This window comes from Arenimonas sp., assembly GCF_041913985.1.
Lineage (GTDB): Bacteria > Pseudomonadota > Gammaproteobacteria > Xanthomonadales > Xanthomonadaceae > Arenimonas.
The window spans coordinates 1-13,596 of the sequence record NZ_JAYSEG010000049.1; the positions used below are offsets into that span (position 1 = coordinate 1).

General features: G+C 70.2%; 14 protein-coding genes. 2 read left to right on the forward strand and 12 right to left on the reverse strand.

The window, feature by feature from the left end; all coding sequences use genetic code 11:
* Positions 1–91: 91 nt before the first annotated feature.
* The 9 genes from ACE3Q2_RS12820 to ACE3Q2_RS12860 all read right to left on the reverse strand — a co-directional run bounded on the left by ACE3Q2_RS12820 (position 92) and on the right by ACE3Q2_RS12860 (position 6,301).
* Complete coding sequence (locus tag ACE3Q2_RS12820; protein WP_374474393.1) at positions 92–442, reverse strand: gamma-butyrobetaine hydroxylase-like domain-containing protein; 351 nt, start codon at positions 440–442, stop codon at positions 92–94.
* A gap of 4 nt (positions 443–446) precedes the next feature.
* A complete protein-coding gene (locus ACE3Q2_RS12825) occupies positions 447–1,040 on the reverse strand; it encodes a hypothetical protein (RefSeq protein WP_374474394.1) in 594 nt (197 codons plus the stop codon).
* Positions 1,037–1,606 (reverse strand): RNA polymerase sigma factor, encoded by a 570-nt coding sequence (locus tag ACE3Q2_RS12830; RefSeq protein ID WP_374474396.1) that lies wholly within the window; start codon positions 1,604–1,606, stop codon positions 1,037–1,039. Before ACE3Q2_RS12830 ends, ACE3Q2_RS12825 begins: the two co-directional genes overlap by 4 nt.
* 150 nt (positions 1,607–1,756) lie before the next feature.
* Positions 1,757–3,091: an ATP-dependent protease ATPase subunit HslU gene (gene hslU, locus ACE3Q2_RS12835; RefSeq protein WP_374474397.1), complete on the reverse strand. Its 1,335-nt coding sequence runs from the start codon at positions 3,089–3,091 to the stop codon at positions 1,757–1,759.
* Entirely contained in the window at positions 3,091–3,630 is a 540-nt protein-coding gene (gene hslV, locus ACE3Q2_RS12840; RefSeq protein WP_231698520.1) for an ATP-dependent protease subunit HslV, read from the reverse strand. Before hslV ends, hslU begins: the two co-directional genes overlap by 1 nt.
* A 115-nt stretch (positions 3,631–3,745) precedes the next feature.
* A complete protein-coding gene (xerC, locus tag ACE3Q2_RS12845; RefSeq protein WP_374474398.1) occupies positions 3,746–4,648 on the reverse strand; it encodes a tyrosine recombinase XerC in 903 nt (300 codons plus the stop codon).
* A 2-nt stretch (positions 4,649–4,650) separates the two neighbouring features.
* A complete protein-coding gene (locus ACE3Q2_RS12850; protein ID WP_374474407.1) occupies positions 4,651–5,328 on the reverse strand; it encodes a DUF484 family protein in 678 nt (225 codons plus the stop codon).
* On the reverse strand, positions 5,328–6,182 hold the full coding sequence (dapF, locus tag ACE3Q2_RS12855; protein ID WP_374474399.1) for a diaminopimelate epimerase: 855 nt from the start codon (positions 6,180–6,182) through the stop codon (positions 5,328–5,330). The genes ACE3Q2_RS12850 and dapF overlap by 1 nt, the downstream gene beginning before the upstream one ends.
* The gene (locus ACE3Q2_RS12860; protein WP_374474401.1) at positions 6,179–6,301 is read right to left on the reverse strand and encodes a lipoprotein; all 123 of its coding nucleotides are present in this window, start codon (positions 6,299–6,301) and stop codon (positions 6,179–6,181) included. Before ACE3Q2_RS12860 ends, dapF begins: the two co-directional genes overlap by 4 nt.
* Positions 6,302–6,347: 46 nt before the next feature.
* On the opposite strand from ACE3Q2_RS12860, the gene ACE3Q2_RS12865 reads away from it, so the two are divergent.
* Positions 6,348–7,007, forward strand: a complete 660-nt coding sequence (locus ACE3Q2_RS12865) for a hypothetical protein (protein ID WP_374474402.1) — start codon at positions 6,348–6,350, stop codon at positions 7,005–7,007.
* A gap of 5 nt (positions 7,008–7,012) precedes the next feature.
* On the opposite strand, the gene ACE3Q2_RS12870 is transcribed toward ACE3Q2_RS12865, so the two are convergent.
* From ACE3Q2_RS12870 to ACE3Q2_RS12880, 3 genes are all read right to left on the reverse strand, one after another.
* Positions 7,013–9,187: a S9 family peptidase gene (locus ACE3Q2_RS12870; RefSeq protein WP_374474404.1), complete on the reverse strand. Its 2,175-nt coding sequence runs from the start codon at positions 9,185–9,187 to the stop codon at positions 7,013–7,015.
* The gene (locus tag ACE3Q2_RS12875; protein ID WP_374474405.1) at positions 9,184–11,289 is read right to left on the reverse strand and encodes a prolyl oligopeptidase family protein; all 2,106 of its coding nucleotides are present in this window, start codon (positions 11,287–11,289) and stop codon (positions 9,184–9,186) included. The genes ACE3Q2_RS12870 and ACE3Q2_RS12875 overlap by 4 nt, the downstream gene beginning before the upstream one ends.
* A gap of 101 nt (positions 11,290–11,390) precedes the next feature.
* Positions 11,391–11,867, reverse strand: a complete 477-nt coding sequence (locus ACE3Q2_RS12880; RefSeq protein ID WP_374474406.1) for a GNAT family N-acetyltransferase — start codon at positions 11,865–11,867, stop codon at positions 11,391–11,393.
* A 66-nt stretch (positions 11,868–11,933) separates the two neighbouring features.
* Here ACE3Q2_RS12880 and ACE3Q2_RS12885 point away from each other — a divergent pair, with 66 nt between their 5' ends.
* Positions 11,934–13,433: a RimK family protein gene (locus ACE3Q2_RS12885; RefSeq protein ID WP_231698511.1), complete on the forward strand. Its 1,500-nt coding sequence runs from the start codon at positions 11,934–11,936 to the stop codon at positions 13,431–13,433.
* The last annotated feature ends 163 nt before the right edge of the window (positions 13,434–13,596 follow it).

Genomic DNA, 13,596 nt, shown 5'->3' on the forward strand with positions numbered 1-13,596 from the left:
TTTGTGGCGGGGCCGCGCCCCCCCCGCGCTCCGCCCGCCCCCGCGGCCCCCCCCCCCCCCGCTCCTACAAGGTAAAAGGCGGGTGTGCTGGTCAGCGGGAGAGGCCAGCCTTCTCGAGGGCGGCCAGGTAGGCCGCCCAGCGCGTCTCCTGTTCCTCGCCCAGCGTGGCGAGCAGCGACCAGCTGTACAGCCCGCTCTCGTGGCCGTCGTCGAAGCGCAGCAGCACGGCGTAATGGCCGACGGGCTCGACGGCGCGGATGTTCACGTTGCGCTTGCCGGCCACCAGCACCTTCTGGCCCGGGCCGTGGCCCTGCACTTCGGCGCTGGGCGACTCCACCCGCAGGTATTCGCAGGGCAGCCGGAAGCGGCGGCCGTCGTCGAAGGCGACTTCCAGGACGTGCGAAGCCTGGTGCAGGACGATGTCGGTGGGGCGCGGGCTCATGCGCTCATTCTAGTCCGCCCAGCTGGCGGCGCAGGCCGAGCAGGCGCCGGCGGCGCGCGCGGGCGTCGCGGCAGCGCCACAGGCCGTAGAGTCCGAGCACCGGCAGCATGATGATGTTGCCCAGCGTGGCGCCCACCAGGCCGGCCACTTCGCCCCACGGCCAGCCGGCCAGCAGGCCGGCCATCATCAGGCCGTACACCACGCCCCAGATCACCAGCGCGCCCCACATGCCCACGCGCCAGTAGTGCTCGGTGGTGTCGCAGCGGCGCAGCTCCACCTCCACCAGCGCCTCGGCGTCGAGGCCGGCCTCCCTCCATTCGCGCCGGCGCAGCCACAGCATGTACGCCTGGTAGGGCACCAGGAAGGCTGCCAGGCCGCCGAACAGCCAGGCACGCACCGGGCTGGGGTCGCGCCGGGCCAGCCAGGCCAGCATCGCGATCACCAGCACCGCGAAGGCCGTTTCCAGCACCAGCACCACGCGCAGGCGCCGGCCCTGGCGGGTGGCTTCGGCGCGCAGGGCGTCGACGTCGATCGCCGGCACCGCCTGTTCCCGCCAGTCGGCCGACAGCGCATCCCACTCCTTCATCGGGCCGTTCATGCGCCCTCCCCCAGCCAGTCGTTGAGCTGCCGGCGGGCGCGGCTCAGGCGCTGCGCCACGGTGTTTTCCTCGAGGCCCAGGGCCTGGCCGATTTCCTTGAGCGCGAAGCCTTCCAGCGCCAGCACCACCACCTGGCGCTGGCCCAGCGGCAGCCGGCGCACGGCCGCCACCAGGCCGGCGCGGCGCTGCTGCGCCTCGGCGTGGTGCACGGGGCCGGGTCCAGGGTCGGGGTGGGCTTCGTCGAGTTCCTCGCCCAGGGCCTTGCGTTCGCGGGCCAGGTGGTCGATGGCGCGGTTGTGCGCCACCCGCGCGGTGAAGGTGCGCAGCGAGGCGTCGCCGCGCCAGGCCGGCAGCGCCTTCCACACGGCCAGGGTGATTTCCTGCAGCAGGTCGTCGCGGCGCGCCGGTTCGGCCTCGTAGCTGCCGGCGATGCGGGCCAGCATGGGCCCGTGCTCGCGCAGCACGTCCTCGATGCGGGGGCGGTCGGCGGCGGCCACGGGCGCTGCGGCGGGCTCAGGCGCGGGCCGCGGGGGCGGCGCGAAGCGGGCGGCAAGGGCGGCGGGCATGGCGGTCGGACGCTCCAGGGGGACTTGGATCGATAGACCACCCGCGCATGAAAATCCTGACACGCCAGTGAACCAGGTTCATTTTACGGCCCGGGATGCCTCGGTTATCCCGGCTTTTCCGGGCCGTAAAATGAACCTGGTTCACCTGCTTCAAAGGATGTAGCGGCTGAGGTCGGGGTCCTGCACGGCGTCGCCGAGCTGCTCGTCCACCATGGCCCGGTCCACCATCAGCGACAGGCCGCCCTTGTCAGGGGCCTCGAAGCTGAGTTTCTCCAGCAGCTTCTCCAGCACCGTGTGCAGGCGGCGCGCGCCGATGTTCTCCTGGCGTTCGTTGATGAGGTACGCGATCTCGGCCAGGCGCTCGATGGCGCTGTCGTCGAAGCCGATGTTCACGCCCTCGGTGGCCAGCAGCGCCATGTATTGCCGCACCAGCGCGTTCTTCGGCTCGGTGAGGATGCGCCTGAAGTCGGCCTGGCTGAGCGCGGTGAGCTCGACGCGGATCGGGAAGCGGCCCTGCAGCTCCGGGATCAGGTCGGAGGGCTTGGCCAGGTGGAAGGCGCCCGAGGCGATGAACAGGATGTGGTCGGTGCGCACCACGCCGTACTTGGTGGAGACGGTGGAGCCTTCCACCAACGGCAGCAGGTCGCGCTGCACGCCTTCGCGGCTGACGTCGCCGCCGTGCGTGTCCTGGCGCTTGGCCACCTTGTCGATCTCGTCGATGAAGACGATGCCGTTCTGCTCGCAGGCGGCGATGGCCTGGGCGCGGATCTCCTCCTCGTTCACCAGCTTGGCGGCTTCTTCCTCCTCCAGCATCGGGCGCGCGGCCTTGATGGCCAGCGTGCGCTTCTGCGCCTTGCCGCCGCCGAGGTTCTGGAACATCTGGCGCAGCTGCTGGCCCATTTCCTCCATGCCCGGCGGGGTCATGATGTCCATGCCGCCCACCGGCGGCGAGAGCTCGAGTTCGATCTCGCGGTCGTCGAGTTCGCCGCTGCGCAGCTGGCGGCGCAGCTTGTTGCGGGTTTCGTTCTCGCCCTCGGCGTTGACCTCGATGGCGAAGCCGGGGCCGCGGCGGCGCGGCAGCAGCACTTCCAGGATGCGGTCCTCGGCGCGCTCCTCGGCCTGGGTGCGCACGCGCTGCTTGGCCTGCTCGCGGAACATCTTCACCGCGCCGTCGGCGAGGTCGCGGATGATCTGCTCGACGTCCTTGCCGACGTAGCCCACCTCGGTGAAGCGGGTGGCCTCCACCTTCACGAACGGGGCATTGGCCAGCGCGGCCAGGCGGCGGGCGATCTCGGTCTTGCCGACGCCGGTGGGGCCGATCATCAGGATGTTCTTGGGCATCACTTCGTCGCGCAGGGCCGGGTCGAGCTGCATGCGGCGCCAGCGGTTGCGCAGGGCGATGGCCACGGCGCGCTTGGCGCCGGCCTGGCCGATGATGTAGCGGTCGAGTTCGCCGACGATTTCGCGGGGGGTCAGTTCGGACATCACAGTTCCTCGATGACGAGGTTGCGGTTGGTGTAGATGCAGATGTCGCCGGCGACGTTGAGCGCCGCCTCGGCGATGGCGCGGGCGTCGAGCGCGCTGTGCTGCATGAGCGCGCGCGCCGCGGCCAGGGCGTAGGGGCCGCCGGAGCCGATGGCGATGATGCCGTCGTCGGGTTCGATCACGTCGCCGGTGCCGGAGATGACCAGCGAGGTTTCCGCGTCGGCCACCGCCAGCAGCGCCTCGAGCTTGCCGAAGCGGCGGTCGGTGCGCCATTCGCGCGCCATCTCCACCGCGGCGCGCACCAGCTGGCCGCCGTGTTTTTCCAGCTTGGACTCGAACAGCTCCTGCAGCGTGAAGGCGTCGGCCGCGGCGCCGGCGAACCCGGCGATGACCTTGCCGCCGGCGAGCTTGCGCACCTTGCGCGCATTGCCCTTCATGACGGTGTGGCCCAGCGTGACCTGGCCGTCGCCGGCGACGACGACCTTGCCGTTGCGGCGCACCGACAGGATGGTGGTGGCGTGGAAAACGTTCGGATCCATGGGCATTCCCGGGGGGCTGAACTTCCGAAATGGGGCCGCCCGGCAAGGAAACAAGCCTGGAAAGAATAGGGGTCAGAGAACTAATCCCCCGCCGGGTGAATTAGTACTCTGACCCCTATTCTTTCTTGCGGCGGGCGCGGGGGTGGGCGGCGTCGTAGACCTTGGCCAGGTGCTGGTAGTCGAGGTGGGTGTAGATCTGGGTGGTGGCGATGTCGGCGTGGCCCAGCAGCTCCTGCACGCCGCGCAGGTCGCCGCTGGACTCGAGCACGTGGCTGGCGAAGCTGTGCCGCAGCAGGTGCGGGTGCACGCGCTTGAACAGGCCCTGCTGCATGGCCAGCAGGCGCAGCCGCGCCTGCACCGTGCGCGGACTGATGGGCCCGCCCTGGCGGCCCGGGAACACCGGCGCGTCGGGCCCCGGCTTCGACTCTTCACGCCAGGCCTGCAGCGCCGCGCGGGCATGGCTGCCCACCGGCACCACGCGGGTCTTGGCGCCCTTGCCCTGCACCGTCACCAGGCCGTCGGCCAGGTCGAGCGCGCGCCAGCGCAGGCCGCACAGCTCCGACAGGCGCAGGCCCGAGGAATAGAACAGCTCCAGCATGGCGCGGTCGCGCAGCCCGAGCTCGCCTTCGGTGGGCACTTCCACCAGGCGCGTCATCTCGTCGGGGTCGAGCACCTGCGGCAGCTTGCGCGGCGACTTCGGCGCGCGCAGGCCCAGCGCCGGGTTGAGTTCGCTGAGCTGGCTGCGGTTGAGGTGGCGGAAGAAGCTGCGCACCGCCGACAGCCGCCGCTGCAGGCTCTTGCCCGACAGCCCGCGCCGGTGCGCGCCGGCCACGTAGCCGCGCAGCATTTCCTGGCGCAGCTGCGACCACTGTTCAATGCCGTTGTCGCGCATCCAGCCGGCCAGGTCGGCCAGGTCGCGGCGGTAGCCGTCGAGCGTATGCGGCGACATGCGCCGCTCCACCTTCAGGTAGGCCAGGAAGGCCTCCAGCTCCGCCTGCAGCGGCTGGGCGCCGGCCATGCTCAGCCGCGGGCGCCGCGGCCCATGGCGGTGACCAGGGCTTCGCCCATCATGCGCAGGAACAGCGTGCCCATGCCGGGGAAGAAGCGGTTGGCGTCGGTGCTGCCCACCGCCAGCATGCCCAGGCCCGGCAGCGGCAGCAGCACGGCCGACGCGGCCTGCGCCTGCTGGTCGCCGAACAGCAGCGCGAGCTTGTCCTGGTTCAGGCGGCCGCACAGCGGCTCGTTGCCGGCGAGGAAATCGCGGAACGGCGCCAGCGCGGGGTCGGCTTCACCCACCACCTGCAGCCAGGGCGCGTCTTCCAGGCCGGGCACCGGCTGGTGCAGCACGAGGCGCACCGCTTCGCCGTGGAAGTCCTCGCCCAGCACCGCCACCATGGTGCGCAGGGTTTCGGCGGGGCCGGCGGCGCGCATCAGCGCCAGGCTCAGCTGGTGCGTGCGCACGGCCAGGCGCTCGTTCTCCTGCGCGTTGGCGAACAGCTCGTTGAGGCGGCGGGTGAGTTCGCGGTTCTTGTCGCGCAGCACGTCGAGCTGGTAGCTCGCCAGCGAGGCGGCCTGGCCCTCTTCCTTGGGCACCACCAGCGACAGCGCCAGGTCCGGGAACTGGGCCAGGAACTTCGGGTGCCGGCGCAGGAAGGTGGCGACCTCGTGGGCGCCGAGGCGCTCGTTCTTGTCTTCGATCATTGAACTTGCTCCAGCGGGAATTCACCCTCGAACACGAAGGCGGTGGGGCCGGCCATGACGATGCTCGCGTCGTCGGCGGGCCAGGTGATTTCGAGCGTGCCGCCCGGCAGCTCGACGAAGACATGACGGCCCACGCGGCCCTGGCGCACCAGCACGGCCACCGCGGCGCAGGCGCCGCTGCCGCAGGCCAGGGTTTCGCCGGCGCCGCGCTCGAACACGCGCAGGCGGAGGCGGTCGGGGCCCAGCACCTGGGCGAAACCGACGTTCACGCCCTGCGGGAATTCGGGCCGGGCCTGCAGCGCCGGGCCCAGCGTGGCCACGTCGGCCGTGGCGGCGTCCGGCACTTCGATCACGGCGTGCGGGTTGCCCATGGATACCGCGCCGAAGCGCAGGCGCTGCCCGGCCGCGGGCAGTTCGTAGTGCAAGGCTTCAGCCGGCGCCAGGAACGGCAGCGCGCCCGGCGCGAAGTCCGGCACGCCCATGGCCAGGCAATAGCGGCCCTGCCCCAGCGCCTGCACGTCGATCACGCCAGCGGGGCTGTCGAGGCGGAAACGTTCCCCGGGCGCAGCGCCGTCGCGCTGCAGCCATGCGGCGACGCAGCGCGCGCCGTTGCCGCACTGCCCCGCGGCGCTGCCGTCGGCGTTGAGGATGCGGTAGCGCGCCACGCAGCCGGCGGCCACGGGGTCTTCGATGGTCAGCAGCTGGTCGAAGCCGACGCCGGCGTGGCGGTCGCCGAGCGCGCGGGCCAGCGCGGGCGACGGCAGCGGGCGCCCGCCGCGCAGGTCGAGCACGACGAAATCGTTGCCTGCGCCGTGCATCTTGGAAAAGCGCAGGGGCGGGCCCGCGCTCATGACCCGGCGGTGGCCTCGGCCGGTTCGGCCTCGTCGGGCAGGACCAGGTCGCCCTTGGTGCCGCAGGCGGCGACCAGGGCGAGGCTCAGCAGCAGCAGGATGAGGCGGGCGTTTTTCATGCGCCGAGTATAGTCCGGGGCTGGACCGAGGCGAATGGAGGGCGCAATGACGCTTTCGACCTGGCTGCTGGCCATGGCCGCCGGCCTGTTCCTGCTGGGACTGTGGCCCTGGCTGCGGCGCGCGCCGGCCCGGCCGCGCACGCGCCGGCGCGGCTGGCCCGGCCGCACGCTGGGCGCCCTGGCCATCGTGCTGGCCCTGGCCCTGGCCGGCCTGGGCGGCCTGCTGCGCGGCTACCACTGGCTGCTGGCCGACGTGCCGGTAGGCAACATCGCCCTGCGCGAACTGGGGACGCAGCGCTACGAGGCCACGCTCTACCTCGACCGCCAGCCGCCGCGCGTGTTCGAACTGCGCGGCGACGAATGGCAGCTCGACGCCCGCGTGATCCGCTGGACCCTGCCCGGCCGCCTGGCCGGCCTGCCGCCGGTATACCGCTTCGAGCGGCTGTCGGGCCGCTATGGCGACCCGAAGCAGGAGCTGGAATCGCCGCGCACGGTGCACGACCTGCGCACCGGCTGGGATTTCTGGGAATTCCGCCAGCGCTGGCTGTCGCGCTGGCCGGTGGCCGACGCCCGCTGGGGCAGCGCCGCCTACCTGCCCATGCTCGACGGCGCCATCTACGACCTCTCCCTCAACCCCGCCGGCGGCCTCGTCGCCAAACCCGCCGACGCCCGCACCGAAGACCTGCTTCGGCAGGCGGGCTGGTAGCGGCCTTACTTCACCAGGCCGAGCTGGTCCAGCACGAAGGCGTACTCTTCCGCGCGCTCGCGGTAGCGCTGGAAGCGGCCGGACTTGCCGCCGTGGCCGGCTTCCATGTTGGTGCGCAGGAGCAGCGGCTCGTCGTTGGACTTGGTCGCGCGAAGGCGGGCCACCCACTTGGCCGGCTCGAAGTACTGCACCTGGCTGTCCCAGAGGCCGGTGGTGACCAGCATGGCCGGGTAGGGCTTGGCCTGCACCTGGTCGTAGGGCGAGTACGACAGCATGTAGTCGTAGTAGACCTTGTCCTTCGGGTTGCCCCACTCGTCGAACTCGTTGGTGGTGAGCGGGATCGACTCGTCGAGCATCGTGGTCACCACGTCCACGAAGGGCACGTGGGCGACGATGGCCTTGTACTTCCCCGGCGCCATGTTGGCGATGGCGCCCATCAGCAGGCCACCGGCGCTGCCACCCATGGCGGCCACGCGGTGGGGCGAGGCATACCCCTGTTCCACCAGGAAATCGGTGACGTCGATGAAGTCGGTGAAGGTGTTGACCTTGTTGAGCAGCTTGCCGTCGTCGTACCAGGCGCGGCCCATTTCCTGGCCGCCGCGGATGTGCGCCACGGCGTACACGGCGCCGCGGTCCACCAGGCTGATCACGTTGGAGTTGAAGGCCGGGTCCGAGCTCGAGCCGTAGGAGCCGTACGAGTACTGGTACAGCGCCGCCTGGCCGTTCTTCTCGAAGCCCTTGCGGTAGAGCACCGACACCGGCACCTTGGTGCCGTCGCGGGCCGTGGCCCACAGGCGCTCGGTGGCGTAGTTGTTCTTGTCGAAGCCGCCCAGCACCGGCTGCTCCTTGAGCAGCTTGCGCTCGCCGGTGCGGGTGTTGACCTCGTAGGTCGTGGCCGGCGTGGTGAGCGAGGTGTAGGTGTAGCGCAGCCAGTCGGTGCCCGGCTCGGCGTTCACCGACAGGCCCATGGCATAGGCGCTCTCGTCGGCCTTGACGAACTCGTCGCGCTTGCCGTCCCAGCCGCGGATGCGGATGCGCTGCAGGCCGCCGCTGCGCTCGGAGATGGCGATGAAGCCGTCGAACAGTTCCAGGCTGGAGATCAGCACGTCGGGCGAGTGCGGGATCATCTCCTGCCACAGGTTGCGGTTGCCCCAGGGCTGGCCGTCGGCGAGCGTCATGACGCGGAAGTTCTGCGCGTCCCAGTTGGTGTTGAACACCCAGCGGCCGTTGAGGTGGTCGGCCTGGTACTCGAAGTCGCGCTGGCGCGGGGCCAGCACCTTGAACTCGCCCGGCGCGTCGGCGTCGGTGCAGCGCATCTCCGAGGACACGGTGCTTTCCACGCCGATGCACAGGTATTCGTCGGAGCGGGTGCGGCCGATGCCCATGTAGAAGGTGTCGTCCTTCTCCTCGTACACCAGCTTGTCGGCGCTGGCCGGGGTGCCGACCACGTGCGCCTTGACGCGCTTGGACAGCAGGGTGACCGGGTCGTTCTCGACGTAGTAGAGCGTGCGGTTGTCGTTGCCCCACATCAGGCTGGCCGAGGCGCCGGTGATCTCGTCGGCGAAGACCTCGCCGGTGGCGATGTCCTTCACCTTCAGCACGAACTGGCGCCGGCCCACCGCGTCCTCGGCCCAGGCCACCAGGCGGCCATCGGGACTGACTTCGAAGTTGCCGAGCTGGAAGAAGTTCTTGCCGGCGGCCATGGCGTTCACGTCGAACAGCACCTGCTCGGGCGACTCCATCGTGCCCTGGCGGCGGGCGTGGACGGGGTATTCCTGGCCGGTTTCGAAGCGCGTGTAGTACCAGTAGCCGTCCTCGAGGTAGGGCACGCTGGAATCGTCTTGCTTCACGCGGCCGACCAGCTCGGCGTACAGGGTTTCCTCCAGCGCCTCGAGCGGGCGCAGCACCGCGTCGGTGTAGTCGTTCTCGGCGGTGAGGTAGGCCAGCATTTCCGGGTTCTTGCGGGTGTCGTCGCGCAGCCAGTAGTACTCGTCCTGGCGCTCGGCGCCGTGCGGGGCGCGCACCACGTAGGGCTTTTTCGCGGCCACCGGCGGCGCCGGCAGCGAAGTGGCGGCGGCGGCCGGGACCGGCGCATCGGCGGTGCGGGCCGGCTGGGCCGCGCAGCCCGCGAGGGCGACGGCCAGGAAAGCGGCGCTGAAAGGCAGGACGCGATGGTTCATTTCTTGTCCCCGAACAGCTTCTGCTTCAGGAAGGTATAGGCCAGGGCCGACATGTAGGCCGACTGGGCGTTGTTGGCGGCGCCGCCGTGGCCACCTTCGATGTTCTCGTAGTAGGTCACGTCGTGGCCCTGCTCCATCATGCGCGCCATCATCTTGCGGGCGTGGCCCGGGTGCACGCGGTCGTCGCGGGTGGAGGTGGTGAACAGCACCGGCGGGTAGTCCACGTCCTTGCTGACGTTCTGGTAGGGCGAGTAGCGGCGCAGGAAGTCCCACTCCTCCGGCTTGTCCGGGTTGCCGTACTCGGCCATCCAGGACGCGCCCGCCAGCAGCAGGTGGTAGCGCTTCATGTCCAGCAGCGGCACCTGGCAGACCACGGCGCCGAACAGCTGCGGGTACATCACGGTCATGTTGCCCATCAGCAGGCCGCCGTTGCTGCCGCCCTGGATGCCCAGGCGCGCCGGCTTCGTCACCTTGCGGGCGATGAGGTCCTCGGCCACGGCCGCGAAATCTTCATAAGCCTTGTTGCGGTTGGCCTTGAGCGCGGCCTGGTGCCAGCGCGGGCCGTACTCGCCGCCGCCGCGGATGTTGGCCACCACGTACACGCCGCCGTCGGCCAGCCAGGCCTTGCCGACGCCGGCCGAGTAGCCCGGGGTCATCGAGACCTCGAAGCCGCCGTAGCCGTAGAGCAGGGTCGGGTTGTCGCTGTCCAGCGCGAGGTCCTTGCGCGAGACCATGAAGTACGGAACCCTGGTGCCGTCCTTGCTGGTGGCGAAGTGCTGCTCGATGCGGTAGGGCGAGGCGTCGAAGAAGGCCGGCAGCTGCTTGAGCACCTGCGGCTCCTTGCCGATGGTGCCCATCAGCAGCGAAGTCGGGGTGAGGTAGTCGGCCACGGTCATGAAGTAGTCGTTCGACTCCTCCGGGTCCACCGCGCTGATGCTCACGGTGCCGAACTGCGGCGCGCCCACCAGCGGCTCCTTCTTCCAGCCGCCTTCGCCCGGGGTCAGGACGTAGATGCGATTCTTGACGTCCTCGAGCACGTTGATGAAATAGAAGTCCTTGGTGGCGCCGCTGCTGGCCAGCGAGGTGTTGGCGCTGGGCTCGAACAGCACGTCGAAGTCGCGGTCGCCGCGCAGGAAGTCGTCGAGCTTGATCGCCAGCAGCGAACCGGCGGCGTAGTCCTTGCCGCCCACCGACCAGGGCTGGCGCAGCTCCACGCTCAGCCATTCGCGGAACACGCCCTTCTGGGCGCCGTCGGGCAGGTCGAAGCGGGTGAGCTTGCCGTCCTTGCCACGCAGGTAGAGTTCGTTGGTGTAGAAGGTGAGGCCGCGGTAGACGAAGTCACGCTCCCAGCCGGGGGTGTCGTCGCGGTAGGCGCCCACGGAGATGTCGCTGGCCTGGCCCTCGAACACCAGCTTGGCCTCCGACATCGGCGTGCCGCGCTTCCACTCCTTGGCCACGCGCGGGTAGCCGGAGCTGGTCATCGAGCCCGGGCCGAAGTCGGTGCCCACGTACACGGTGTCGATGTCGATCCAGCCCATCTGGCCCTTGGCCTCGGGCCGGCTGAAGCCGCCCTCGACGAAGGCCTTGTCGGAGACGTCGAACTCGCGGGTCACGGTGGCGTCGGCGCCGCCGCGGGAGAGGTCGACCAGGCAGCGGTCGTAGTCGGGGCGCAGGCATTCGGCGCCGGCCCAGACCCAGTTCACGCCCTCGGCCTTGCCGAGCGCGTCGATATCGAGCAGCACTTCCCACTGCGGCTCGTCCTTGCGGTATTCCTCGAGCGTGGTGCGGCGCCAGACGCCCTGCGGGTTCTGCTTGTCGCGCCAGAAGTTGTAGTAGTAGTTCCCCATCTTGCCGACGTAGGGAATGCGCGCGTCGGAATCGAGGATGGCCAGCAGGTCGCTGCGCACGGCCTCGAAGCCCGGGTCCTTGGCCAGCTGGTTCTCGGAAACGGCGTTGCGGGCGCGCACCCAGTCCAGGGCCTGCGTGCCCTCGACGTCCTCGAGCCACAGGTAGGGGTCTTCGATCATGGCGGCAGGCTCGGCGGCGAAGGCGGAAGCGGAAAAGACGCCGGCGACAAGCCAGGCAAGGGCGGAACGACGCATACGGTGGATTCCCCGGGACGTGGAACAAGCCCCGGACGCTAGCACGGGCCCTTGTTAAGCCGCCGTAGGCCCAAAGTCATGGCTCAAGAAACGGGGTCAGGTTAACTTCCCCGGGGAAGTGAACCAGACCCCCTTTCATGGGCGGAGCGCCAGCCGGGAGTGCCGGCGTAGTAGGAGTTGGGCAGGGCGGCCACGCGGCGGTAGCCGGCGGCTTCGTAAAGGGCCACCGCAGCGGCGTTGTCCTGGCGCACCTCCAGGCGCAGGCCGGTGCAGCCGGCGGCGCGGGCCTGGGCTTCGGCGTCGGCCAGCAGCCGGCGGCCCAGGCCGCGGCCGCGGGCGGCCGGGTCCACCGCGATCGAATACAGCCGGGCCCAGGCGCTGCCGCGGCGCAGCAGCAGCAGGTGGTAACCCAGCAACCCGCCCTCGCCCACGGCCACCCGCAGCCGGGCCCGCGGGTTGGCCAGGTGGTGGCGGAACTGGCGGGCGGAAAGGCGGTCGCCGGGGAAGCGCGCCTCCAGCGCCAGCAGGGCGGGCAGGTCGGCGGCGCGTGCGGCGCGCAGGCGGGGTTCGGCGGTCATGGCGGCAGTCTATCCAAGCGCGCGGGGAAGGCTCATGCTGCGCGCCAACGCCCCCGCCCTGCCGCCATGAGCCGCCTCGTCATCGTCGTTGAGAAGCCCTCGGACTGGGGCTCGTACTACCCGTCGGACAACGTCGTGGCGGCGGCCGACTACCTGCGCGGCGACGTCGGCGCCGAGGGCGAGCGCACCCAGGTGATCAACCTGTGCCGCAGCTACAAGTACATGGGCACCGGGTACTACGTTTCGCTGCTGGCGGAAGCGCGCGGGCACAAGGTGATCCCCAGCGTGCGCACCATCAACGACCTGCGCCGGCGTTCGCTGTACGGCGTGGACATCGAGGACCTGAACGCGCAGCTGGGCAAGTTCCTGCCCGAGGGCTCGCGCGACGCCAGCGATTTCGGCCTGCTGGTGTACTTCGGGCGCACGCACTACGCGCCGCTCGAGGACCTGGCCCAGCAGGTGTTCGAAACCTTCCCCTGCCCGGTGCTGCGCATCGAGTTCGAGCGCCAGCGGGTGTGGCAGATCGCCGCCATCAAGCCGGCCAGCCTGCACACGCTCACCGACGACCAGGAAGACGCCTTCGCCGAGGCCCTGGACGCCTTCAGCAAGAAGCTCTGGCGAAAGCCGCGGGCGCGCCGCAAGTACCGCTACGACCTGGCCATGCTGCAGGACCCGGCCGAACAGATGCCGCCCTCGAACAAGAAGGCGCTCAAGCAGTTCATCGAGGCCGGCAAGGCGCTGGACATCGAGGTGGACCCGGTGGGCAAGCGCGACTTCGCGCGGCTGGCCGAGTACGACGCACTGTTCATCCGCGAGACCACCGCCATCAACAACCACACCTACCGCTTCGCGCACCGCGCCGAGCGCGAGGACATGGTGGTGATCGACGACCCGGTTTCCATCCTCCGCTGCACCAACAAGATCTACCTGCACGACCGCCTGCGCAGCCGCAAGCTGGCCACGCCGCGCACCGAGATCGTGTTCCGCGACGACGCCCGCAAGCTCGAGGCCCTGCCCGACCTGCTGGGCCTGCCGATCGTGCTGAAGATCCCGGACGGCAGCTTCTCGCGCGGCATCCACAAGGTGGAGACCGTGGAGCAGCTCAAGGCCGCGGCCGAACAGCTGTTCCAGCACACGGCGCTGCTGCTGGCGCAGGAATACCTGTACACCGAATTCGACTGGCGCATCGGCGTGCTCGACGGCGAGCCGCTGTACGCCTGCCAGTACTTCATGTCGCGCGGGCACTGGCAGATCTACGACCACGCGCCCAAGGGCGCCGGCAAGCCGGGCGCGGTGCGCTCGGGCGGCTTCAAGACCCTGCCCATCCGCGAAGCGCCGTCGGAAGTGGTGCGGTTGGCCTTGCGCGCCAGCAATGCCATCGGCAACGGCCTGTACGGCGTGGACCTGAAGGTGGCCGGCGACCGCGCGGTGGTGATCGAGGTGAACGACAACCCCAGCATCGACGCCGGCGTCGAGGACGCCTACCTGGGCGAGGACCTGTACCTGCGCATCATGTCGGAGTTCCTCAGGCGGCTCGAGCGAAAGCGCCTCGGCGTGCGCGACTAGATGAAATAGGGGTCAGAGTACTATTTTCGACCGCCTGCTCAGCAACACGGGGATGGCGAGGGGAAATAGTACTCTGACCCCTATTTCCCGGGCCAAAACGCTGGCGGCGGGGGGGGGGGGGGGGGGGGGGGGGGGGGCCCCCCCCCCCCCCCCCCCCCCCCCC

Bases quoted from the DNA above. Each gene is read 5' to 3' on its own strand.
- hslV (WP_231698520.1), bottom strand. From the start codon at position 3,630: ATGGATCCGAACGTTTTCCACGCCACCACCATCCTGTCGGTGCGCCGC.
- ACE3Q2_RS12820 (WP_374474393.1), bottom strand. From the start codon at position 442: ATGAGCCCGCGCCCCACCGACATCGTCCTGCACCAGGCTTCGCACGTC.
- ACE3Q2_RS12860 (WP_374474401.1), bottom strand. From the start codon at position 6,301: ATGAAAAACGCCCGCCTCATCCTGCTGCTGCTGAGCCTCGCCCTGGTC.
- ACE3Q2_RS12875 (WP_374474405.1), bottom strand. From the start codon at position 11,289: ATGCGTCGTTCCGCCCTTGCCTGGCTTGTCGCCGGCGTCTTTTCCGCT.
- ACE3Q2_RS12825 (WP_374474394.1), bottom strand. From the start codon at position 1,040: ATGAACGGCCCGATGAAGGAGTGGGATGCGCTGTCGGCCGACTGGCGG.
- ACE3Q2_RS12865 (WP_374474402.1), top strand. From the start codon at position 6,348: ATGACGCTTTCGACCTGGCTGCTGGCCATGGCCGCCGGCCTGTTCCTG.
- ACE3Q2_RS12880 (WP_374474406.1), bottom strand. From the start codon at position 11,867: ATGACCGCCGAACCCCGCCTGCGCGCCGCACGCGCCGCCGACCTGCCC.
- ACE3Q2_RS12885 (WP_231698511.1), top strand. From the start codon at position 11,934: ATGAGCCGCCTCGTCATCGTCGTTGAGAAGCCCTCGGACTGGGGCTCG.
- hslU (WP_374474397.1), bottom strand. From the start codon at position 3,091: ATGTCCGAACTGACCCCCCGCGAAATCGTCGGCGAACTCGACCGCTAC.
- ACE3Q2_RS12870 (WP_374474404.1), bottom strand. From the start codon at position 9,187: ATGAACCATCGCGTCCTGCCTTTCAGCGCCGCTTTCCTGGCCGTCGCC.
- xerC (WP_374474398.1), bottom strand. From the start codon at position 4,648: ATGGCCGGCGCCCAGCCGCTGCAGGCGGAGCTGGAGGCCTTCCTGGCC.
- dapF (WP_374474399.1), bottom strand. From the start codon at position 6,182: ATGAGCGCGGGCCCGCCCCTGCGCTTTTCCAAGATGCACGGCGCAGGC.
- ACE3Q2_RS12830 (WP_374474396.1), bottom strand. From the start codon at position 1,606: ATGCCCGCCGCCCTTGCCGCCCGCTTCGCGCCGCCCCCGCGGCCCGCG.